At 65.0% G+C, this 19,964-nt stretch carries 17 protein-coding genes; 7 read left to right on the plus strand and 10 right to left on the minus strand.

Going from position 1 to position 19,964, the window contains the following annotated elements; genetic code table 11:
• The first annotated feature begins 48 nt into the window (after nt 1–48).
• Both HCZ97_RS05885 and HCZ97_RS05890 read left to right on the plus strand, forming a co-directional pair.
• A complete protein-coding gene (locus tag HCZ97_RS05885) occupies nt 49–675 on the plus strand; it encodes an MOSC domain-containing protein (protein ID WP_167687751.1) in 627 nt (208 codons plus the stop codon).
• Between the two features lie 316 nt (nt 676–991).
• Entirely contained in the window at nt 992–2,668 is a 1,677-nt protein-coding gene (locus HCZ97_RS05890) for a formate--tetrahydrofolate ligase (RefSeq protein ID WP_167687752.1), read from the plus strand.
• On the opposite strand, the gene pdeM is transcribed toward HCZ97_RS05890, so the two are convergent.
• From pdeM to HCZ97_RS05905, 3 genes are read right to left on the minus strand one after another with little or no spacing between them, the layout of a single operon-like run.
• The gene (pdeM, locus tag HCZ97_RS05895) at nt 2,665–3,315 is read right to left on the minus strand and encodes a ligase-associated DNA damage response endonuclease PdeM (RefSeq protein ID WP_167687753.1); all 651 of its coding nucleotides are present in this window, start codon (nt 3,313–3,315) and stop codon (nt 2,665–2,667) included. The genes HCZ97_RS05890 and pdeM overlap by 4 nt on opposite strands.
• 31 nt (nt 3,316–3,346) lie before the next feature.
• Nucleotides 3,347–5,764, minus strand: coding sequence for a ligase-associated DNA damage response DEXH box helicase (locus HCZ97_RS05900; RefSeq protein WP_167687754.1), 2,418 nt, complete (start codon nt 5,762–5,764; stop codon nt 3,347–3,349).
• 37 nt (nt 5,765–5,801) lie between these two features.
• Complete coding sequence (locus tag HCZ97_RS05905; RefSeq protein WP_167687755.1) at nt 5,802–6,377, minus strand: MarR family winged helix-turn-helix transcriptional regulator; 576 nt, start codon at nt 6,375–6,377, stop codon at nt 5,802–5,804.
• Between the two features lie 185 nt (nt 6,378–6,562).
• On the opposite strand from HCZ97_RS05905, the gene HCZ97_RS05910 reads away from it, so the two are divergent.
• Nucleotides 6,563–8,104, plus strand: coding sequence for an MDR family MFS transporter (locus HCZ97_RS05910; protein ID WP_167687756.1), 1,542 nt, complete (start codon nt 6,563–6,565; stop codon nt 8,102–8,104).
• Between the two features lie 90 nt (nt 8,105–8,194).
• Here HCZ97_RS05910 and HCZ97_RS05915 read toward each other — a convergent pair whose 3' ends face one another.
• The 7 genes from HCZ97_RS05915 to tldD form a co-directional block, all read right to left on the minus strand.
• On the minus strand, nt 8,195–8,818 hold the full coding sequence (locus HCZ97_RS05915; RefSeq protein ID WP_167687757.1) for a 3-oxoacid CoA-transferase subunit B: 624 nt from the start codon (nt 8,816–8,818) through the stop codon (nt 8,195–8,197).
• Between the two features lie 24 nt (nt 8,819–8,842).
• Entirely contained in the window at nt 8,843–9,877 is a 1,035-nt protein-coding gene (locus HCZ97_RS05920; RefSeq protein WP_167687758.1) for a PAS domain-containing protein, read from the minus strand.
• Between the two features lie 31 nt (nt 9,878–9,908).
• Nucleotides 9,909–10,607, minus strand: coding sequence for a CoA transferase subunit A (locus HCZ97_RS05925; protein WP_167687759.1), 699 nt, complete (start codon nt 10,605–10,607; stop codon nt 9,909–9,911).
• 123 nt (nt 10,608–10,730) lie between these two features.
• Nucleotides 10,731–11,315: a L,D-transpeptidase gene (locus HCZ97_RS05930; RefSeq protein WP_167687760.1), complete on the minus strand. Its 585-nt coding sequence runs from the start codon at nt 11,313–11,315 to the stop codon at nt 10,731–10,733.
• A 202-nt stretch (nt 11,316–11,517) separates the two neighbouring features.
• The gene (gene topA, locus HCZ97_RS05935) at nt 11,518–14,220 is read right to left on the minus strand and encodes a type I DNA topoisomerase (RefSeq protein WP_167687761.1); all 2,703 of its coding nucleotides are present in this window, start codon (nt 14,218–14,220) and stop codon (nt 11,518–11,520) included.
• Nucleotides 14,221–14,397: 177 nt separating this feature from the next.
• Entirely contained in the window at nt 14,398–15,561 is a 1,164-nt protein-coding gene (gene dprA, locus HCZ97_RS05940; RefSeq protein ID WP_167687762.1) for a DNA-processing protein DprA, read from the minus strand.
• A gap of 124 nt (nt 15,562–15,685) precedes the next feature.
• On the minus strand, nt 15,686–17,107 hold the full coding sequence (tldD, locus tag HCZ97_RS05945; protein WP_167687763.1) for a metalloprotease TldD: 1,422 nt from the start codon (nt 17,105–17,107) through the stop codon (nt 15,686–15,688).
• A 193-nt stretch (nt 17,108–17,300) separates the two neighbouring features.
• Here tldD and coxB point away from each other — a divergent pair, with 193 nt between their 5' ends.
• The 4 genes from coxB to HCZ97_RS05965 all read left to right on the plus strand — a co-directional run bounded on the left by coxB (nt 17,301) and on the right by HCZ97_RS05965 (nt 19,947).
• Complete coding sequence (gene coxB, locus HCZ97_RS05950) at nt 17,301–18,134, plus strand: cytochrome c oxidase subunit II (RefSeq protein ID WP_167687764.1); 834 nt, start codon at nt 17,301–17,303, stop codon at nt 18,132–18,134.
• A 96-nt stretch (nt 18,135–18,230) separates the two neighbouring features.
• Nucleotides 18,231–19,169 (plus strand): heme o synthase, encoded by a 939-nt coding sequence (cyoE, locus tag HCZ97_RS05955; RefSeq protein ID WP_167687765.1) that lies wholly within the window; start codon nt 18,231–18,233, stop codon nt 19,167–19,169.
• On the plus strand, nt 19,169–19,354 hold the full coding sequence (locus tag HCZ97_RS05960) for a cytochrome C oxidase assembly protein (protein WP_167687766.1): 186 nt from the start codon (nt 19,169–19,171) through the stop codon (nt 19,352–19,354). The genes cyoE and HCZ97_RS05960 overlap by 1 nt, the downstream gene beginning before the upstream one ends.
• Nucleotides 19,354–19,947: a cytochrome c oxidase assembly protein gene (locus HCZ97_RS05965; RefSeq protein ID WP_167687767.1), complete on the plus strand. Its 594-nt coding sequence runs from the start codon at nt 19,354–19,356 to the stop codon at nt 19,945–19,947. Before HCZ97_RS05960 ends, HCZ97_RS05965 begins: the two co-directional genes overlap by 1 nt.
• The last annotated feature ends 17 nt before the right edge of the window (nt 19,948–19,964 follow it).

The following is a 19,964-nucleotide window of genomic DNA, read 5'->3' on the forward strand; positions in this document are numbered from 1 at the left end:
GAGGCCCGCCGGGCCATCCTGCGGTTGAGCTAGCCGGAGGAAAGCCAGATGCCTGCCCTGATCAAGACCGCCTATACCGCCCGTGTCACCTGGCTTGGCCTTGTCTCTGATCGTGAGGCCGCGCTGGCCTCTGGCGCGGTGCCCTCTGTCAGCGCCCTGTTTTCCGGGCCGGTGGGCGAAGACCACGGCGGGCTGACGCGCCCCTCGTGTTCCCGCGTGCTGAACCAGTATCCCAAGCGCGGCACGGAGATCCGCAATACGCGCCAGTTCTCGATCCTGTCGGCAGAGGAGCTAACCCAGATCGCGGACCGCATGGGTCTGGAAAGCCTGGATCCGGCCATGCTGGGCGCGACGCTGGTGCTGGAGGGGATCCCCGATTTCTCGCACGTGCCGCCCTCTGCGCGGCTGCAGGGGCCGGATGGCGTGACGCTGACCGTGGACATGGCCAACCGACCCTGCACGCTGCCCGCCCGCGTCATCGAAGATGCGCTGCCGGGCTACGGCAAAAAGTTCAAACCCGCGGCGAAGGATCGGCGCGGGGTCACGGCATGGGTAGAGAAAGAGGGGATGATTTCCCTTGGGGACGAGCTGCGGCTGTTCGTGCCGGATCAACCCGTCTGGTCGGAATACGACAAGGCCCGCCGAGGGAAGCCGGACCTTGTCGAGGCTGGTTGATCAGCCCAGGAGCAGAGCGGCAAGCAGAAGGGTTGCGGCAAAGCTCGAATGAATAACGATGGTGGCGGCACTCATGGTCAACTCCTTGGCAGCAGGACAAAATCTGTTCTCGTGATATCAACGCCGAAAGCGGCTGCGGGTTCCATAAAGGTATTCCATTCTTTCGATGGGGCGTATCTTCGACCATGCACAGCCGCCCGCCATGCCCGCCCGTTGCCCAGTGTCGCAAGCCTGAGAACATTGTCGCAAGCCAAAGAAGGGCGCAGGTTATCGCCGCCGCACGCGCCAGACGGAAGAAGAAAAGGACCCCGCCGGAATGACTTTCCCCACGGATATCGAGATCGCCCGCGCCGCCAACAAGAAGCCCATTCAGGAGGTCGGCGCGCGGCTGGGCATCCCGGCGCAGGCGCTGCTGCCTTACGGGCATGACAAGGCCAAGCTGTCGCGGGACTACCTGGAAGGGCTGGCAGAGCGGCCGCAGGGCAAGCTGATCCTGGTGACCGCCATCACCCCGACCCCGGCGGGGGAGGGGAAGACCACCACCACCGTGGGTCTGGGCGACGGTCTGAACCGGATCGGCAAGAAGGCGGCGATCTGCATTCGCGAAGCCTCGCTCGGGCCCTGTTTCGGGATGAAGGGCGGCGCGGCAGGGGGCGGCCATGCCCAGGTCGTCCCGATGGAAGAGATGAACCTGCATTTCACCGGGGACTTCCATGCCATCACGAGCGCGCACAACCTGCTGTCGGCGATGATCGACAATCACATCTACTGGGGCAATGAGCTGGAGATCGACCAGCGCCGGGTGACCTGGCGCCGGGTCATGGACATGAACGACCGCGCTCTGCGCGACGTGGTCACCTCGCTGGGCGGTGTCACCAACGGCTTCCCGCGCCAGACCGGCTTTGACATCACGGTCGCCTCCGAAGTCATGGCGATCCTCTGCCTGGCCGAGGACCTTGCCGATCTTCAGGCCCGGTTGGGCGATATCATCGTGGCCTACCGCCGCGACAAGACCCCGATCCGCGCGCGGGACCTCAAGGCCGATGGCGCAATGACCGCTCTGTTGCGCGAGGCGGTGTTGCCCAACCTTGTCCAGACGCTGGAGAACAACCCCGCCTTCGTCCACGGCGGCCCCTTTGCCAATATCGCCCATGGCTGCAATTCGGTCATCGCCACCAAGGCCGCGCTTGGGCTGGCGGATTACGTCGTCACGGAGGCCGGCTTTGGCGCGGACCTCGGGGCGGAGAAATTCATGAACATCAAGTGTCGCAAGGCGGGCCTGGCCCCCGATGCGGCGGTCCTGGTGGCCACGGTGCGCTCTCTCAAGATGTCCGGCGGCGCCGCGAAAGAAGAACTGGGCCAAGAGAACCTTGCCGCCGTGGAGGCCGGGCTGGGCAACCTGCTGCGCCACCTTGAGAACCTGCGTGGCTTCGGCGTGCCCGTGCTGGTGGCCGTGAACCGCTTTACCGGCGATACGGAGGCAGAGCTTTCCCTGTTGCAGGAAAAGGTGGAGGCCGCCGGCGCAGAGGTCTTCCTGTGCTCCCACTGGGCCGACGGATCCGCCGGGATCGAGGCGCTGGCCACGCGTGTGGCCGCCCTGGCCGACAGCGGCGCGGCGCAGTTCGGCATGAGCTATCCGGACGAAATGCCCCTGCTGTCAAAGATAGAAAGCGTGGCCCGCCGTATCTATCGCGCCGAGGGGGTGGATGCCGATGACCGGATCCGCGCCCAACTGGCCGAATGGGAAGAGGCCGGGTTCGGCGACCTGCCGGTCTGCATGGCCAAGACCCAGTACAGCTTCTCTGCCGATCCGACCCTGCGCGGCGCGCCGGAAGGCTTCCGCCTGCCGATACGCGAGGTCCGGCTTTCTGCCGGTGCCGGCTTCATCGTGGCGATCTGCGGCCAGATCATGACCATGCCGGGCCTGCCGCGCCACCCCGCAGCGGAAAGCATCGGCCTGAACGAGGACCTTGAGATCGAGGGGCTTTTCTAGCGCGGCATCGGCAGGACCTGCGTGCGCCTTCCCGTCAGGATCGCGCGCGCATTCGCCTGCATCAGCCCGGCCAGCACCGGATCCCGGCTACGCAGGCCGCCCGTGTATGTGCCAAAGGCCGGCAGGATCAGCCGGCTGTCATCCAGCAGGAAGCAGGGGCGCGCCGCCCCGCGCAGCCCGGCCTTGGGGTGGTAATGGCCTGAGATTTCGCCCTGGGCACCCGGTTCAGCGATATGGCGGAAGGTCAGCGGGCCCAAGGCAAGCTCACCCAGATGCGTGCCGCCCAGGGCGATTGGGCCGGGATCGTGGTTGCCCTCGAGCCAGATCCAGCGCCGCCCGGCTTGCAGGCGGGCCAGCCAGTCCAGCTCTGCCTGGCTCAGCGCATCGGCGGCCGCAAGGTCATCGAAGCTGTCGCCAAGGCAAAGGACGGTCGCCGGCGAAAGCGCCTCAATCTCTGCTTCCAGACGGGTCAGGGTATCGCGGATCTCATAAGGGGGCAGGGCCGCGCCGCCCCGGCGGGCCATCCGCTCTGCCTTGCCCAGGTGCATGTCGGACAGGCAAAGCAGGCCCTCTGCCGCCCACCAGAGCGTGCCTGAGGCCCGCGCGGTCAGGCGGGCCCCGGACAATGAGAAATCGTAGCCGTTCATGGCGCTGTCGTGGCGCGGCGCGCGGAGAAGTTCAAGGGGAGAGGCCTGCTTCCCGCATCAGGCGCTCTGCCTCCAGGGCCTCCAGCCTGGCGCGGCCTTCGCCCTCTACCGGGACCTTGCCGACCTCTAGGAACAGCGGTGCGGCCAGCGGGGTGATCCGGTCCAGCCGCATGTGATCAATCCGGCCCTGCACGCGGGCGGCCATTTCCTCGATCCGGCCGAAGTCGACCAGGCCGCGCATGGCCTCTTCGCGGGTGATGCGCATCAGCAGGTGGTCGGGGTCGTATTTCAGCAGCGTGTCGTACAGGATGTCGGAAGAAAAGGTCGCCTGCCGCCCGGACTTGCGGGCCTGCGGCGTGTTGCGATTGATCAGCCCGGCGATGGTGGCGGCAGCGCGGAAGGTGCGCTTCATCACCGCGTTGCCGGCCAGCCAGCCATCCAGCCCGTCGCGCAGCGCCTCCATCCCGAAAAGCGGCGCCGGATCGTGGACCGCCTCCAGCCCCCAGATCAGGACGGCATAATCGGTGGAGACGAAGCCGAGCGGGGCCAGGCCCTCTTCCTCCATCCGCTTGGTCAGCAGCAGCCCCAGGGTCTGCATGGCATTGCGCCCGGCGAAGCCATAGACCACCAGGTGCTGCCGACCGTCATGGGGGAAGCTCTCGAGCAGCAGGCGTCCGGGTTCGGGCAGGCGAGAGACCTCTCGCTGCAGGGTCAGCCATTCTGCGGTGTGGGCGGGCAATTCGGGCCAGCTGTCCTGCTGGAACATGCGCAGCACGCGGTGGGACAGCTGGGTGGAGGTGGCGAACTTGGTGCCGGAGAAGACCGCGACCTTGGGCTTGCGGCCCGGATCGCGGCTGACCTCGACCGTCAGTTCACGCAGGCCTTCGTAGCGCACGATCCGGCCTCCGATCAGGAAGGTGTCGCCGGTCGTGAGAGAGGCGGCAAAGCCTTCTTCCACTTCGCCCAGGGGCTTGCCGCCGCCGCGCTTCAGGCGGACCTTCAGCGTGTCGCTGTCCTGGATCGTGCCGATGTTCATGCGGATCAGCTGGCTCGCGCGCGGGTCGCGCAGCTGCCACATGCCATCGTGGCGCTGCTTGAGCCGCTGCCACTGGTCGTAGGCGCGCAGTGCGTAGCCCCCCGTTGCCACGTAATCGAGGCATTCATCGAAGGCAGCGCGCGTCAGCGCGGCATAGGGACCGGCGCTGCGGACCTCTTCGAACAGGGCGGTGGCTTCGAAGGGGCCGGAACAGGCGGTGATCAGGATCTGCTGGCAGAGCACGTCGCGCGGCCCCGGCCCGCGTGGATCGCCGTCCAGGTCGTTTTCCTTTACCGCCTCAAGTGCGGCGACGCATTCCACCACCTCGAACCGGTTCGCCGGCACCAGCAGGGCCTTCGATGGGGCGTTGTAGCGGTGGTTCGCGCGCCCGATCCGCTGCACCAGCCGCTTGACGTTCTTCGGCGCGCCGACCTGGATCACCAGGTCCACGTCGCCCCAGTCGATCCCCAGGTCCAGGCTGCCCGTGCAGACAACGGCGCGCAATCGGCCCTGCACCATGGCCTTTTCCACCCGCTCGCGCTGCACCCGGTCAAGGGAGCCGTGATGGATGCCGATCGGCAGCCCGTCCGAATTGGCCATCCAGAGGTGATGAAAGAAGATCTCTGCCTGGGCGCGGGTGTTGTGGAAGATCAGCGTGATCCGGTGCTTGCGCACCTCTTCCAGCACTTCCTCGATCGCATAGGCCCCGCCGCCGCCCGACCAGGGGGGCGGAGCTTGCGTGGACAGCATCTGGATGTCCGGGGCAGGGCCGGGATCGGCGTTGAGCACGGCGCAGGGCTCTGGATGGCGGGCCAGGAAACGGGCCAGTGCCGGCGGATCCTCGACGGTGGCGGACAGGCCCACACGGCGCAGGCCGGGGCACAGGCTGTCCAGCTTCGCCAGCGCCAGCATCAGCTGATCCCCGCGTTTGTTCTCCGCAAGCGCGTGGATCTCATCCACCACGACCCGCTTGAGGCCGGCGAAGATCCGCGGCGCATCCTCGTAAGAGGTAAGCAGCGCCAGGCTTTCGGGTGTGGTGAGCAGGATATGGGGCGGGTCGGCCCGCTGGCGGCGTTTCTTCGTGTAGGAGGTGTCGCCGGTGCGGTCCTCGATCCGGATGGGCAGGCCCATTTCCTCAACCGGGGTTTCCAGATTGCGGCGGATGTCGGCCGCCAGCGCCTTGAGCGGAGAGATGTAGAGCGTATGCAGACCCTTGTGCTGACCGTCGGCCAGCTCGACCAGCGTCGGCAGGAACCCGGCCAGCGTCTTGCCGCCCCCCGTCGGCGCAATCAGCAGCAGTGCGGGATCGGATGCCCGCGCCAGCATCTCTGCCTGGTGCGGGTGCAGGGACCAGCCGCGCTTGGAAAACCAGGTTCGCAAGGGGGCAGGCAGGGGGCTTTGAGGGGCATTCATGGCTGAAATCTAGTCCCGCACCCCGCAGGAGGCGAGGCTATTCGGAGAATTTCTCAAGCCCTTCGCGCAGCTCCGCGATGGTGGAGGCCAGGCGCGTCTCTGCCTTGGAGAAACTCTCGTCCGACCAGCTGGAGAAACGATCGAGCAGCGGCAGGAAGGTCTCGATCTCTTCGGTGGTCCAGCCGTTCAGGTAATCGCCCAGCACCAGGAACTTGATGGTGCGCACGGCATTGACGGTGGCGCGCCCCTTGGGCGTAAGCTCCACGATGGTGCGCCGCGCGTCCTTCTGACTGACACCACGGGCCAGCAGCCCCTGGCCGATCATTTCGGACACGATGCGGGAGGCCCGCGAGGGATCGATCCCCAAGCGGGCGGCGATGGTCGAGACCATCGTCTCTCCCTTGTCCTTGCCGAACTCGTTGGACGGCGCCCAGGTGGCGATAAGCACATCCAGTTTCGGCAGGTCGATCTCCAGCCCCAGCTGGGTCAGCGCCATCTGTCCCAGCTCACGCTTGTCGCGCCGCCGCCGCCAGTCCTGGAGGATGGCGTCGATCGCCAGCGCCCTGTCGGTCACGTCCGAGGGGATACCCGCATGTTCAAGGAATTCCGCCATGTCTTCGTCGCGCGTCCCGATGTCTCAATCCTCCTACATGTCCGGTAGCTTGTACCAGAAAAAGCGTGCCATTGACATGCAATTGTGATGGGCACATATTTGTCGCAACCCAAAGTATCAAGCCTGAGCATCCGATTCCAACGTGGCATGCAAGAAAGGCGATCAATTCCGAGAGACTGTTGCCGATGACTTCCACTGAACCGGCCTCTGCCGAGCGAAGGGGCACCGGGCGCAAAACGCCTGATCTGAACAACCCGCGCGTGCTGATCCTGACCGTTGCGCTGACGCTTTTCCTGGCCTCGACCGGGCAGAGCATCGTCTCGACCGCGCTGCCTGAGATCGTGAGCGATCTTGGTGGCTTGTCCTATATCGCCTGGGTGGTGACCGCCTATCTGCTGGCCTCGACCGTCGGGGCGCCCATCGCGGGCAAGCTTGGCGACATGTACGGGCGCAAGATCGTCCTGCAAAGCGCCATCGGCGTCTTCCTGGTGGGCGGCTGGATCGCGGGCATGGCCTGGAACATGCCGATGCTGATCTTGGGACGGGTCGTGCAGGGGGCCGGGGGCGGCGCGCTCATCGTGGTGTCCATGGCCGTGGTCGCGGATATCCTGCCGCCGCGGGAGCGCGCGAAGTGGCAGGGGGCCTTTTCTGCCGTCTTCGGTGTCTCCACCGTGATCGGCCCGTTGGTGGGCGGCTTCCTAGTGCAGACGGTCGGATGGCACTGGATCTTTTTCGTCAACATTCCCTTCGGCATCGCGGCCTTTGCCGTGTTGACGCGGAACCTTCCGGCCCATTCCGGGCAGCAGAAGCACACGCTTGATTACGCCGGCGCGGTTTGCCTGATGTCCTTCCTGAGCGCCCTGGTGCTGCTGGCCAACCTTGGCGGGACGATCCTGCCCTGGACCTCCCTTCCCTTGCTGCTTCTGATCGCGCTGGTCATCGCGGCGCTGTGTCTTTTCCTCTTTGTGGAATCCCGCGCGGCAGAGCCCGTCATCCCCCTGTCGCTCTTCAGCGTGCGCAACTACCAGGTGGCCAATGGCGTCAACCTTCTGGTGGGCATGGTGATGTTCGGCACGCTGTCTTTCGTGCCGATGTTCCTGCAGGTCGTCAAAGGCATGACGCCGGCGGACAGCGGCGTCTGCCTGATCGCGATGATGGCGGGGATCATGACGGCCTCCGTGCTGTCCGGGCGCTTCATGAACCACACGGGACGTTACCGGATCCTGCCCACACTGGCGACCGCCGTCCTGTGCGTGTCGATGCTGGTGCTGTCCCGCATCGGGGTGCAGACGCCGATCTGGACCATCGCGCTGATCCTCTACTTCATGGGGCTCGGGATCGGGCCGAACCTGGCGGTCGGGGTCGTGGCGATCCAGACCTCCATTCCAAGGGAGCACCTTGGCGTCGGCACGGCCTCGGCCAACATGTTCCGCCTGACGGGCGGGGCCGTGGGGACCTCCATCTTTGGGGCGATCTTCAACCACGGCATGATCACCCATGTCTCTCCGCTTCTGCCCGGGCTTGAGGACGTCAGCAGCATCACCACCTCTTACCTTGCAGAGCTTGAGGTGGGCGTGAGGGCGCATGTGATCGAAGGGTTCTCCAACGCGATCACGCCGATGTTCCTGCTGGGGGCCTGTTTCGCGGCCCTGGCCTGCCTTGTTTCCCTGCGTCTTGTGGAACTGCCGCTGTCCGGCGCGCCGGGCCGGCAGGCCCCGGCAGAGTAGGGCGCCGCGCCTTTCGAACCCTGAAACCAAAAAGGCGCCCCAGAGGGCGCCTTTTGCATTCTTCCTGAGCAGTGTGACCGCCCCAAGGTCTCAAACGATGGTGGCCTCGGTGGCTGCGCGCATCTCGTCCTCTGAGACGCCATCGGCCAGCTCGACGATCGACAGGCCGCCTTCGACCACGTCCAGCACGCCAAGGTTGGTGATGATCCGGTCCACGACACCTGCGCCGGTCAGCGGCAGGGTGCAGGCGTTCAGCACCTTGCTTTCACCATGCTTGTTCTGGTGATCCATCACCACGATGACACGGCCAACACCCGCCACCAGGTCCATCGCACCGCCCATGCCCTTGACCAGCTTGCCCGGGATCATCCAGTTCGCCAGGTCGCCGTTCCCGGCCACTTCCATCGCGCCAAGCACGGCCGCGGCAATCTTGCCGCCGCGGATCATGCCGAAGGAGGTGGCGCTGTCGAAATAGGCGGTCTTGGGCAGTTCGGTGATGGTCTGCTTGCCGGCGTTGATCAGGTCCGGATCTTCCTCGCCCTCGATGGGGAAGGGGCCCATGCCCAACATGCCGTTCTCGGACTGCAGGGTGATATCCTTGTCACCGACATAGTTGGCCACCAGCGTCGGGATGCCGATGCCGAGGTTCACGTACATCCCGTCTTCCAGTTCCTCGGCGGCACGCGCGGCCATCTGATTTCTGTCCCAAGGCATGGGGGGTCTCCTCCTGTTTTTACATCAACCCTGCAAGGCAAGGTCGGGCAGATCCAGCGTGACCACCGTTCCGGTGGAGCCGGTATTTACAACGAGTTTGCCGGAAAGCTGCGTGATCAGACCGTTGATCACGCTGCCGCCGACGCTGGTCTTGTCGGGCCAGCTGACGCCTTCAGGCATGCCGACACCGTCGTCCGAAACAGTGACCCGCAGGGCCTGCCCGGAGAGCCGTTGCAGGCGCAGTTCCATCAGCCCGGTCTCACGCCCCTCGAACGCATGCTGTAATGCGTTGGTCATGACTTCCGAAACGACCAGGCCAAGGTTGATGGCCTCATCCGTGGTGACCTCTGCCTCGTCGACCAGCACGTTCACGCGGATGCCGGCCCGGCCATCCAGCGCCTGCGTCGCCGCCGACAGCCGGGACAGGTAGGCGCCCAGGGACACGGTATCCATGTTGCGCCGCCGCTCCGGGTTGGACAGCTCCTGGTAAAGCACCTGAAGGCTCTCCACGCGGCGCGACAGCAGCTCGAACTGGTCGCGGGCATCGCCGGCCGCACGTCCATGGAGGCGAATCAGCGACACGATCATCGACAGGTGGTTCTTGACCCGATGCTGCACTTCGCGCATGGCGCTGCGCACGGCATTGGGCGACATGAGGTCTTCGACTTCCGACAGAGGCTTCTGGATGCCCAGGAAGTACCGCAGGGTGCCGTCTGCCGCGAAGATCGGCGTGAGCATCAGACGGTTCATGAAGGGCGTCCCGTCGGCACGGTAGTTCTGGATGTCGACCGTCACGTCGACCCGGGAGGCCACGGCCTCACGGATGCGCTTGATATCGTCCGGGTCGGTATCCTTGCCTTGCAGGAAACGGCAGTTCCGGCCAACCGCCATTGGGGCGGTGTAGCCGGATACCAGTTCGAAGGCACGATTGACGTAGACGATCGGGCAATCCGGCAGAGCGGGGTCGCATAGCACCATGGCGATATTCGAACCGCTGAGCGCCTCGAAAGCCTGTGCATGAGAGATAGGTGGCGGGCTCGGCCTGTGTTCCGTGTCCATGTCGGTCGTTCCTAAGCTTCCTGAAACTCTGTCAGGCCGCCGGGCGCGTGGTGCGCTGCTCGATCCGTTTCTCGTGTTCCCCCTGGATGATGCGATGTACGTACACCCCGGGAAGATGGATGTGATCGGGATCGAGGCTACCGGTCGGCACGATCTCTTCTACCTCGACAACGCAGATCTTGCCACACATCGCCGCAGGAGGGTTAAAGTTACGTGCGGTTTTGCGGAAGACAAGGTTGCCCGTGTCGTCAGCCTTCCACGCCTTGACGATGGAAAGGTCGGCAAAGATGCCCCGTTCCATGATGTAGGTCTCGCCGTCGAAGTCCTTGTGCTCCTTGCCCTCGGCGATCACCGTGCCCACACCGGTCTTGGTGTAGAAGCCCGGGATGCCCGCGCCGCCGGCCCGCATCCGCTCGGCCAGGGTGCCCTGGGGATTGAACTCAAGCTCCAGCTCGCCCGACAGGTACTGGCGCATGAACTCCGCGTTCTCGCCCACGTAGGAAGAGATCATCTTCTTCACTTGCCGGGTCTGAAGCAGGATGCCGATTCCGAAATCATCGACGCCCGCGTTGTTGGATGCGAAGGTCAGATCCTTGGTTCCGGCCTCCTTGATCGCCTGCAACAAGAGCTCAGGAATGCCGCAAAGACCGAAGCCGCCAGCGGCAATCTCCATGCCGTCGAACAACAGCCCGTCGAGCGCCTCGGCGGCCGAGCCGTATACTTTCTTCATCTGGATCCTCCTCAGAATTTATTCCCCCTGTCATGACGCCGCAGCGCAGCGGTGTCAAATTGTGGAAAATACGTAATATGCCCTGCCAGAGGGGCACTGAGGGCAATTTCGGGGCTGTTTGGGTCAGATGATCCGCACCTGGGTGCCGATGGGCGTGACGGCAAAGAGTTCTTCAATGGCGAAGTTGTAGAGCCCGATGCAGCCGTCGGAACTGCGCCGCCCGATCTTGCGCGTGTCATGGGTGCCGTGGATCAGGTAGGCGGGCCAGGACAGGTACATCGCGTGGGTTCCAAGCGGGTTGTCGGGGCCCGGCGGCATGTAATGCAGCTCCGGATTGCGCTCGACCATGGAGGCGGTGGGGGTCCAGTCCGGGCCGACCTTCTTGCGCACGATCTTGGTATAGCCGCGCTTTGTCAGCTCGTCGGATGCGGGAACGGAGGTGGGATAGACGCGGTAGTCCCCCTCTGCGTTCCAGTAATGCAGCGCGCGGGACGAGGTATCGGCGACGATACTGGCCACGCCCAGGCTGTCGAAGTGGTCCTGCCAGCTCTGGCTGGAGAAGGAAGAGATGTTGTGACGCGTCGCGGGGGCCGCCAGGCGGGCCGGCCGTTCGGCCATGGGCACCTGGGCCTCCTGCGCGCGCAGGGCTGTGGGCAGAAGAAGGGCCGAGGCCCCGGCGGTGATCAGGTTCCGTCGCGTGATGGTCATGCTCTGCTCCTTTTTTCGGCAGCGTCTCTCTGGCGCTCGCGCGGAGACTGCTCCAAGGCGGGCCCTGCGTCCATCGCCACGCCTGTAAAGACGGGTATGGTCATCTATATGCCACCACGCGAATGTGACGCCCGGAGAGCACCGCGTGAGCACGAAAAAGGGGCCGCCAGGGCCCCTGTTCCGGTTCTGCCTCGCCTATGGCTCAGCCGGTGGTTTCATCCGACGTGTCTTCATCGGACTTGCTGGCCGCGGATTTCTTCGCCCCGGTCTTGGCGGCGGTCTTCTTGGCCGGAGCCTTCTTTGCCGGGGCTTTCTTCGCCGCTGTTTTCTTGGCCGGTGCCTTCTTCGCGGCGGCCTTCTTGGGCGCCGCTTTCCGCGTGGTCTTCTTGCCGGACTTGGCGGCGCGTTCCTCGATCAGGGCGACGGCCTGTTCCATGGTCAGATCACCGGGCTCCACCTCCTTGGGGATGGTGGCGTTGATCTTTTCCCATTTCACGTAGGGCCCGTATTTCCCGTCGTAGATCGCGATCGGCCCACCGCTGTCGGGGTGTTCGCCCATCTCGCGGATCGGGGTCGCAGCAGCGCCCCGTCCCTTGCGGGAGGCAACCTTTTCCGCCAGCAGCTGGACCGCGCGGTTCATGCCAACGGTCCAGACGTCCTCGATCCCCTCGAGGTTGGCATTGGTGCCACCCCGGTCGGACGTCGTGTCGGCGTGTTTCAGGTAGGGCCCGTAACGCCCGATATTGGCCCAGACATTCACCCCGTCTTCCGGGTGCGTGCCCAGCAGGCGCGGCAGTTCCAGCAGCTTCACGCCCTGTTCCAGCGTCAGCTCTTCGGGCTGCCACTCCTTGGGTACCGACTGGCGGGGCGGCTTCTTGACCTCTTCAGTCACGGGACCGCGCTGTACATAGGGGCCGAAGCGGCCCTTGAAGATGCGGATCTCATCGCCCTGGTCTTCGCCCAGCAGCTTGCCCTCGGGCGGGATCGCGCTGGCCTCTGCCTCTGCATCGGGGGGACCGAAGGGGCGGGTGTAGCGGCATTCGGGGTAGTTCGAGCAGCCGATGAAGGCGCCGCCCGACCGCGCGGTGCGCATCGACAGGCGACCCTTGCCGCAGTTCGGGCACAGGCGCGGGTCGCCACCGTCCGGCAGCGGGGGGAACAGGTGCGGTTCCAGGACCTCGTTGATCTTCTCCAGCACATCGGTGATGCGCAGTTCCGAGGTCTCCTCGATCGCGGCAGAGAAATCGCGCCAGAAGCGCCGCAGCACTTCCTTGTAATCGCGTTCACCGGCGGAAACGTCGTCCAGTTCTTCTTCCAAGTCGGCGGTGAAGTCGTATTCGACGTACTTCTTGAAGTAGTTCGACAGGAAGGCAATCACCAGCCGCCCCTTGTCTTCGGGGATCAGGCGGTTCTTGTCCTTGATGACATAGCCGCGGTCCTGGATCGTCGTGACGATGGAGGCATAGGTCGAGGGGCGGCCGATGCCCAGCTCTTCCATGCGCTTGACCAGCGTCGCCTCTGTGTAGCGTGGCGGGGGCTGGGTGAAGTGCTGCTCCGGCGTGACCTTGCGCTTCTCTGCGCTTTCGCCCTGGCTGACCTGGGGCAGGCGCTTGTCATCGTCATCGGTGACCGCGTCATCGCGGCCTTCCTCGTAGACCCGCAGGAAGCCGTCGAACAGGACCACCTGGCCGGTGGCGCGCAGTTCCACCTGGCCATCGGAGCTGCCGACATCCACCGTGGTCCGCTCAAGGCGCGCGCCTTCCATCTGGCAGGCCAGCGTGCGCTTCCAGATCAGGTCATAAAGCTTGCGCTGGTCCGCGTCCTGGATCTTCAGCGCGGCGGCGTCCTTGGTCATGTCCGTCGGGCGGATACATTCGTGCGCTTCCTGGGCGTTCTTGGCCTTGTTCTTGTAGACTCGCGGGCTGCCGGGCACGTATTCCGCGCCGTAGCGGTCCTTGATCGCCTCGCGTGCGGCCGTCACGGCCTCGGGGGCCATGTCGATACCATCGGTCCGCATGTAGGTAATGTAGCCTGCCTCGTAGAGCCGCTGCGCGGTGCTCATGGTCTGACGGGCCCCCATGGAGAACTTGCGGCTGGCTTCCTGCTGCAGGGTCGAGGTCATGAAGGGCGGGCTGGGATTGCGGGAGGCAGGCTTTGCCTCGACCGATTTGACGCTCAGGTCACGGCTGTTGATCGCCTGCACCGCAAGGCTGGCGGTGGTTTCGTTGTCCAGGTCGAAGCGGTCCAGCTTCTTGCCGCCGAAGACGGTCAGGCGGGCTTCATATTCCTGGCCGCGCGGCGTGGCCAGGATCGCCTTGACGGACCAGTATTCCCGGGCCTTGAAGGCCTCGATCTCCATCTCGCGCTCGACGATCAGGCGCAGGCAGACCGATTGCACGCGGCCGGCGGATTTCGCGCCGGGCAGCTTGCGCCAGAGCACCGGCGACAGGTTGAAGCCGACCAGGTAGTCAAGCGCGCGGCGGGCCAGGTAGGCCTCGACCAGCGGGGCGTCGACCTGGCGGGGGTTCTGCATGGCTTCTGTGACGGCGGCCTTGGTGATCGCGTTGAAGACAACCCGGCTGACCGGCGTGTCCTTCTTGATCGCCTTGCGCTTGCGCAGCGCCTCTTCAAGGTGCCAGGAAATCGCCTCCCCCTCGCGGTCGGGGTCAGTTGCGAGGATCAGCGCATTGTCGTCCTTCAGCGCATCGGCGATGGCCTTCACGTGTTTGCGAGAGTCGCTCGCGATCTCCCAGAGCATCTCGAAATCATGCTCTGTATCGACGGAACCATCCTTGGGCGGCAGGTCCCGAACGTGCCCGTAAGAGGCCAGGACGGTGTAGTCAGAGCCCAGATACTTGTTGATTGTCTTGGCCTTGGCAGGAGATTCAACAACAACGACGGGCATCCGGGTTCCTTTCGCTTGGCGTCTCACGACTGAGTTCACGCCTTGGCGGCGGAACATGTGGGGTCGGGGACCCGGTTGTCAATGGAGCCATTTTGCGGCGGGTGCAAGAGAGGTGAAGCGCTTGTGAGCTGTGGGAGGGCCCGGAAGAGCCTGTGAAAGTGGCAGGAATACGCGCGCTCAGGGCACGACGGCGATGAAGCCGCCGGGCTGCCGTTCGATCCGGCCTTCAAGTTCCAGGTCGGTCAGCACGGGCGTCAGGGTGCTGGCCGGGACCGCGACGTTGCGGATCAGCTCATCCTCCTGCAGCGGGTAGGGGCCCAGCTTTTCCAGGATCTGCGCATGAAGCGCGAGGGAGCGCTCCAGCGCGGCTTCCGGGGGGACCTCTGCCGGTTTCTGCGGCGCGGGCTGCGGCGCCCGGCGGGCAGGGGGCCTTGGCTCGGGCAGGGAGTATTGCTCGGGGCCGAGCGCCTCGATCACGTCGCTGGCGTTGCGCACCAGGACGGCCCCGTCCCGGATCAGCATGTTGCAGCCCGCGGCTCGCGGATCGAAGGGGTGACCGGGGACGGCCATCACGTCCCGCCCCTGGTCCAGGGCAGTGCGCGCGGTGATGAGGGAACCGGACCGACCGGCGGCCTCGATCACCACGACGGCGCGCGAAAGCCCGGCCACCAGCCGGTTGCGGGCCGGGAAATGGCGGGCCGCGGGGGCGAAGCCCATCGGCTGCTCAGAGATCCGCAGCCCGTTCCGGGCGATCCGGGCAGAGAGGTCCGCGTTTTCCTTGGGATATATCGTGTCGACGCCGCCGGCCTGAACGGCGACGGTGCCGCTGCGCAGGGCGGCCTCATGGGCTTCGGCATCCACGCCGCGCGCCAGACCCGAGACCACGACATAGCCCGCGTCCCCAAGGTCCCGCGCCAAGGCCTTGGCCATGCGCAGCCCCAGGGAAGAGGCCGCCCTTGCGCCGACGACGGCGATCATCTGTGCATTCAGAAGCTCCGGTCGCCCCAGGACCCAGAGCATCGGAGGCGGGTCGTTCAGATCCAGAAGCTGCTTGGGATAGCCCGGCCCGCCGACGAACAGCAGATGCGCCCCGTTGCGGTGGCCACGCGCCAGTTCCTGTTCCGCGACCGACATGGGGCAGGGGCTGTACTTCTCTACTCCGGCGGCACGGGCGATTTCGGGAAGGTGATCCAGCGCGGCCTCCGCGCTGCCGTGCTCTGCCATGAGCCGGTAGAAACTGGAGATGCCGATACGCCTGGATCGCAAGAGACGGAGCCACGCCAACCGGGCATCTTCCGTGGTGGGTGGGAGTGGGGGGTGAGTGGAAGGATGTAAATCCACGACCGTCGTGACTCCGCCTGCTTGCAGAACCCTTGTACGGCTTTGTTGGTTAAATAACGGTAAAGACTATACGGCACCGGCTTGCGCCCCCTGCGATGTCCGGTCGCAGGGGGCGCACCTAGCGTCAGGTGCCCGAACCGCCGACGGTCAGACCGCCGATCAGGACGGTCGGCTGGCCGACGCCCACGGGCACCCACTGGCCCGCCTTGCCGCAGTTGCCCATGCCGGGATCCAGCGCCATGTCGTTGCCTAGGGCGCGAATCCGCTTCATCGCCTCCGGTCCGTCACCGATCAGCGTCGCGCCCTTCACCGGGGCCACGCGCTTGCCGTCCTTGATCAGGTAGGCCTCCGTGCAGGAGAAGACGAACTTGCCCGAGGTGATGTCGACCTGGCCGCCGCCGAATCCCACCGCGTGGATGCCGTCCTTCATGTCGGCCACGATATCATCGGGGTTGGTATCGCCGCCCAGCATGTAGGTATTGGTCATGCGCGGCATCGGCGCATGGGCGTAGCTTTCGCGCCGTCCGTTGCCGGTGGCCTCAACCCCCATGAGCCGCGCATTCTGACGGTCCTGCATGTAGCCCACCAGCACGCCGTCTTCGATCAGGACGTTCCTGCCGCTTGGCGTGCCCTCGTCATCCACGGTGATGGAGCCGCGGCGATCCGGGATCGTCCCGTCATCCAGCACGGTCACCCCGCGGGAGGCCACCTGCTGGCCGATCAGCCCGGAAAAGGCCGAGGCGCCCTTGCGGTTGAAATCGCCCTCAAGCCCGTGGCCGACGGCTTCGTGCAGCATGACGCCGGGCCAGCCCGGCCCAAGGACCACGTCCATGATGCCGGCGGGGGCGGGAATCGCCTCAAGGTTCACGAGCGCCACGCGTAGGGCCTCGCGCGCCTTGGACTGCCAGTCCGCTGCTTCAAGCAGCCCGTCCAGCGCGATCCGCCCGCCGCCGCCCGCGGTGCCGGTCTGGCGCTGCCCGTCCTGCTCCACGATGACAGAGACGTTCACGCGGGTCATCGGGCGCACATCGCGTACGATTCCGCCTTCGGGGCGCAGGATCTCTACTTCCTGGCAGGAGGCGGCGATGGTGGCGCTGACCTGCACGACACGGGGGTCCAGGTCACGGCAGAAGGCGTCGATTTCCCTCAGGGTGTCGACTTTTACCGGAAAGCTGTGCCCGGCGATGGGATCGAGGTCAGCATAAAGGTGTCGGTTCGTGGCGCGGGGCGGGGGGGCCATGACGCCGCCGCCACCGCCAACGGCAAGGCGCGCGGTCTCCACCGCCCGCTTCAGCGCACTTTCGGAGATGTCGGTGGCATGGGCATAGCCGGCCACCTCTCCGCGCACGGCCCGCAGGCCGAATCCCTCTGCCGCGTCGTAAGAGGCGGTTTTTACGCGACCGTCATCAAAATGCAGCATTTCGGAGCGCCGACGCTCCAGGAAGAGTTCGCCGTCATCGGCGCCTGCCACCGCGTCACGCAGCAGGGAAAGGGCCTTTCCCTCATCAAGCATGCTCTCGAAGGGGCGAAAAGGGGTGTCTGGCATGGTTTGGGCAGCCTTTCTGGTCATGGCGAACAGGTCACGGGTAAGATATTTCTTGATCTAAATCAAAAAAGCGTCCGTTTGCCGCAAGACCGATTGTTGTTCTGCGTGCGAGAATATGGTTTTAAACGGCGACAGACAACGGGAGCGATCCCGGCTGACCAAAGCGACACGCAGCAATTGATCAGGGTGACCGATGCGACTCTTGAAACCTTTCCTGGCCTTTCTGGCCGCGTTCACGGCCCTTCCCGCTTTCGCGCAAGAGCTGGAGACCATCGGCAAACCCCATTCGGGTGGAATCGGCTTCCAGCCGGCCGCAACCGAATTGGCCCGTGACCTTCACTGGCTCGACGGGATGCTGCTGGCGATCATCACGATCATCGTGGTTTTCGTCACCGGCCTGCTGGTCTTCTGCATCGTGCGGTACAACAAGCGCGCGAACCCGACCGCGGCAAAATTCACCCACAACTCCCCGCTGGAGATTGCATGGACGATCGTTCCGATCGTGATCCTGCTCTTCGTGCTGGCCTTCTCCCTGCCCACGCTGTTCAAGCAGCAGGAGATCCCGGATGGCGACATCCATATCAAGGTGACCGGCAACCAGTGGTACTGGAGCTACGAATACACAGATGACGACATCGCCTTCGACGGCTTCATGCTGCCCAAGGAAGACCTGGCCAGCTACGGCTACGCCTCTGACGAATACCTGCTGGCGACCGATACCGCCGTGGTCGTGCCCGTCGGGCAGGTCGTCGTGATGACCGTCACCGGCTCTGACGTGATCCACTCCTGGACCATCCCGGCCTTCGGCGTGAAGCAGGACGCGGTGCCAGGCCGCCTGGCGCAACTGTGGTTCGCCGCGGAACGCGAAGGCGTCTACTTCGGCCAGTGTTCCGAGCTTTGCGGCAAGGACCACGCCTATATGCCGATCACGGTGAAAGTGGTGGACCAGGCAACCTACGACGCCTGGAAGGCCGCCAGCCAGGACGCCGGTCAGTTCGTGCCGCTGTCCCAGCTGACCACCAGCTGATCCGCGCTTCCCGGCGCTGCCGGACAAGGATATCCTTCGGGGGCCCTGAACCTGTGACAGGTAGGGGCCCCTGAATCCGAACAGAAAGACCCAACGATGAGCGACGCAAGCATCACCCCAGAGGTTACCGGAGGCGAGGCCGAGTTCGGCGATTACATCGCCTTGCTGAAGCCTCGTGTCATGTCGCTTGTCGTCTTCACCGCCTTCATCGGCCTGATCGCGGCGCCGGTGCCCGTGCACCCCGTGATCGCCTTCTGCGCAGTGCTGTTCATCGCCATCGGGGGCGGGGCCTCCGGCGCGCTGAACATGTGGTATGACGCCGATATCGACGCGGTGATGAAGCGTACCTCTGGCCGCCCGATCCCATCGGGCCGGGTGGGCGCGCATGAGGCGCTGGCCCTTGGCCTGACGCTCGCGGGTTTCTCCTGCGTGATGCTGGCGCTGGCCGCCAATGTCTTTTCCGGGCTCTTCCTGGCCTTCACGATCTTCTTCTACGCGGTGATCTACACCATGTGGCTCAAGCGTTGGACGCCGCAGAACATCGTCATCGGCGGTGCCGCCGGGGCCTTCCCGCCGATGATCGGCTGGGCCGTGTCGACCGGGGGGGTCAGCCTCGAATCGGTGCTGATGTTCCTGCTGGTCTTCATGTGGACGCCGCCGCACTTCTGGGCGCTCGCGCTGTTCATGAAAAGCGACTACGACGCCGCCAAGGTGCCCATGCTGACCGCGACCCACGGTCGTCGCGTCACGCGCCGCCACATCCTGGCCTACACGCTGCTGCTGGCTCCCCTCGCGATCGGCACCGGCTTCACCTCCATCGGCGGGCCGTTCTACATGGCCGTCGCCGTGGTGCTGAACGGGCTCTTCCTGCTGGGCGCGCTGCGCATCTGGCGCCGGGATGAAGAGGCCGCCGCAGCCGATGGCTACAAGGTCGAAAAGAGCTTCTTCAAGCTGTCGCTGATCTACCTCTTTGCCCATTTCGCAGCCATCGGCGCCGAAGCCGGCCTGCATCATTTCAACGTAGGAGGCTGGTAATGCCTCTGGCCCATGAACATGAGATCCACGCGCGCCGCCGGTCCCGGAACTTCGGGCTGGGCGCGGTGCTGGTCGCTTTCGTCGTGCTGATCTTCCTGCTGACCTTCGTCAAAGTCACGCAGCAAAGCATCGCCTTCCCGGACCAGCCCGTGGCCTCGGGCAAGCCTGACGCAGGGGGGAACTGATGGATCCCAAGAAGAAGACCCTTCTTCAGACCGTCGGCACCATCGTCGTCATGGGCTCTCTCGCCTGGGCGGCGGTGCCGGCCTACAACCTGTTCTGCAAGGTCACCGGCTTCGGCGGCGTGACGCAAGAGGCGACGGCGGGCTCCGATACGGTACTCGAGCAGACCATCAAGGTCCGCTTCGATGCCTCCCTCGACCGCAACATGCCCTGGAGCTTCAAGCCCGTGCAGCGGGAAATGGAAGTGAAGATCGGTGAGACGGCCCTGGCCTTCTACGAGGCGCATAACCCCACCGACCGGCCCGTTGCAGGCTCTGCTGCCTACAACGTCACGCCCTATGAGGCGGGTGGCTTCTTCACCAAGATCGAGTGCTTCTGCTTCACCGAACAGGTGCTGAAGCCCGGTGAAACGGTGCAGATGCCCGTGACTTTCTACGTGGACCCCGAAATCGTGGAGGATCGTGACGCGAAATACGTGCATACGATCACCCTGGGATACACATTCTACGAGACCGATCTGCCCGAGGGCTACGCCGTTCCGCAGGAACAAGCGAGCCTTCTGGAAGAGACCCCAACTGCAACCGATTTGAATTAACGCGGCCGCGGCGAGGA

It is taken from the genome of Pseudooceanicola sp. HF7, assembly GCF_011806405.1.
GTDB lineage: Bacteria > Pseudomonadota > Alphaproteobacteria > Rhodobacterales > Rhodobacteraceae > Pseudooceanicola.

Bases quoted from the DNA above. Each gene is read 5' to 3' on its own strand.
- HCZ97_RS05885 (WP_167687751.1), top strand. From the start codon at position 49: ATGCCTGCCCTGATCAAGACCGCCTATACCGCCCGTGTCACCTGGCTT.
- HCZ97_RS05890 (WP_167687752.1), top strand. From the start codon at position 992: ATGACTTTCCCCACGGATATCGAGATCGCCCGCGCCGCCAACAAGAAG.
- pdeM (WP_167687753.1), bottom strand. From the start codon at position 3,315: ATGAACGGCTACGATTTCTCATTGTCCGGGGCCCGCCTGACCGCGCGG.
- HCZ97_RS05900 (WP_167687754.1), bottom strand. From the start codon at position 5,764: ATGAATGCCCCTCAAAGCCCCCTGCCTGCCCCCTTGCGAACCTGGTTT.
- HCZ97_RS05905 (WP_167687755.1), bottom strand. From the start codon at position 6,377: ATGGCGGAATTCCTTGAACATGCGGGTATCCCCTCGGACGTGACCGAC.
- HCZ97_RS05910 (WP_167687756.1), top strand. From the start codon at position 6,563: ATGACTTCCACTGAACCGGCCTCTGCCGAGCGAAGGGGCACCGGGCGC.
- HCZ97_RS05915 (WP_167687757.1), bottom strand. From the start codon at position 8,818: ATGCCTTGGGACAGAAATCAGATGGCCGCGCGTGCCGCCGAGGAACTG.
- HCZ97_RS05920 (WP_167687758.1), bottom strand. From the start codon at position 9,877: ATGGACACGGAACACAGGCCGAGCCCGCCACCTATCTCTCATGCACAG.
- HCZ97_RS05925 (WP_167687759.1), bottom strand. From the start codon at position 10,607: ATGAAGAAAGTATACGGCTCGGCCGCCGAGGCGCTCGACGGGCTGTTG.
- HCZ97_RS05930 (WP_167687760.1), bottom strand. From the start codon at position 11,315: ATGACCATCACGCGACGGAACCTGATCACCGCCGGGGCCTCGGCCCTT.
- topA (WP_167687761.1), bottom strand. From the start codon at position 14,220: ATGCCCGTCGTTGTTGTTGAATCTCCTGCCAAGGCCAAGACAATCAAC.
- tldD (WP_167687763.1), bottom strand. From the start codon at position 17,107: ATGCCAGACACCCCTTTTCGCCCCTTCGAGAGCATGCTTGATGAGGGA.
- coxB (WP_167687764.1), top strand. From the start codon at position 17,301: ATGCGACTCTTGAAACCTTTCCTGGCCTTTCTGGCCGCGTTCACGGCC.
- cyoE (WP_167687765.1), top strand. From the start codon at position 18,231: ATGAGCGACGCAAGCATCACCCCAGAGGTTACCGGAGGCGAGGCCGAG.
- HCZ97_RS05960 (WP_167687766.1), top strand. From the start codon at position 19,169: ATGCCTCTGGCCCATGAACATGAGATCCACGCGCGCCGCCGGTCCCGG.
- HCZ97_RS05965 (WP_167687767.1), top strand. From the start codon at position 19,354: ATGGATCCCAAGAAGAAGACCCTTCTTCAGACCGTCGGCACCATCGTC.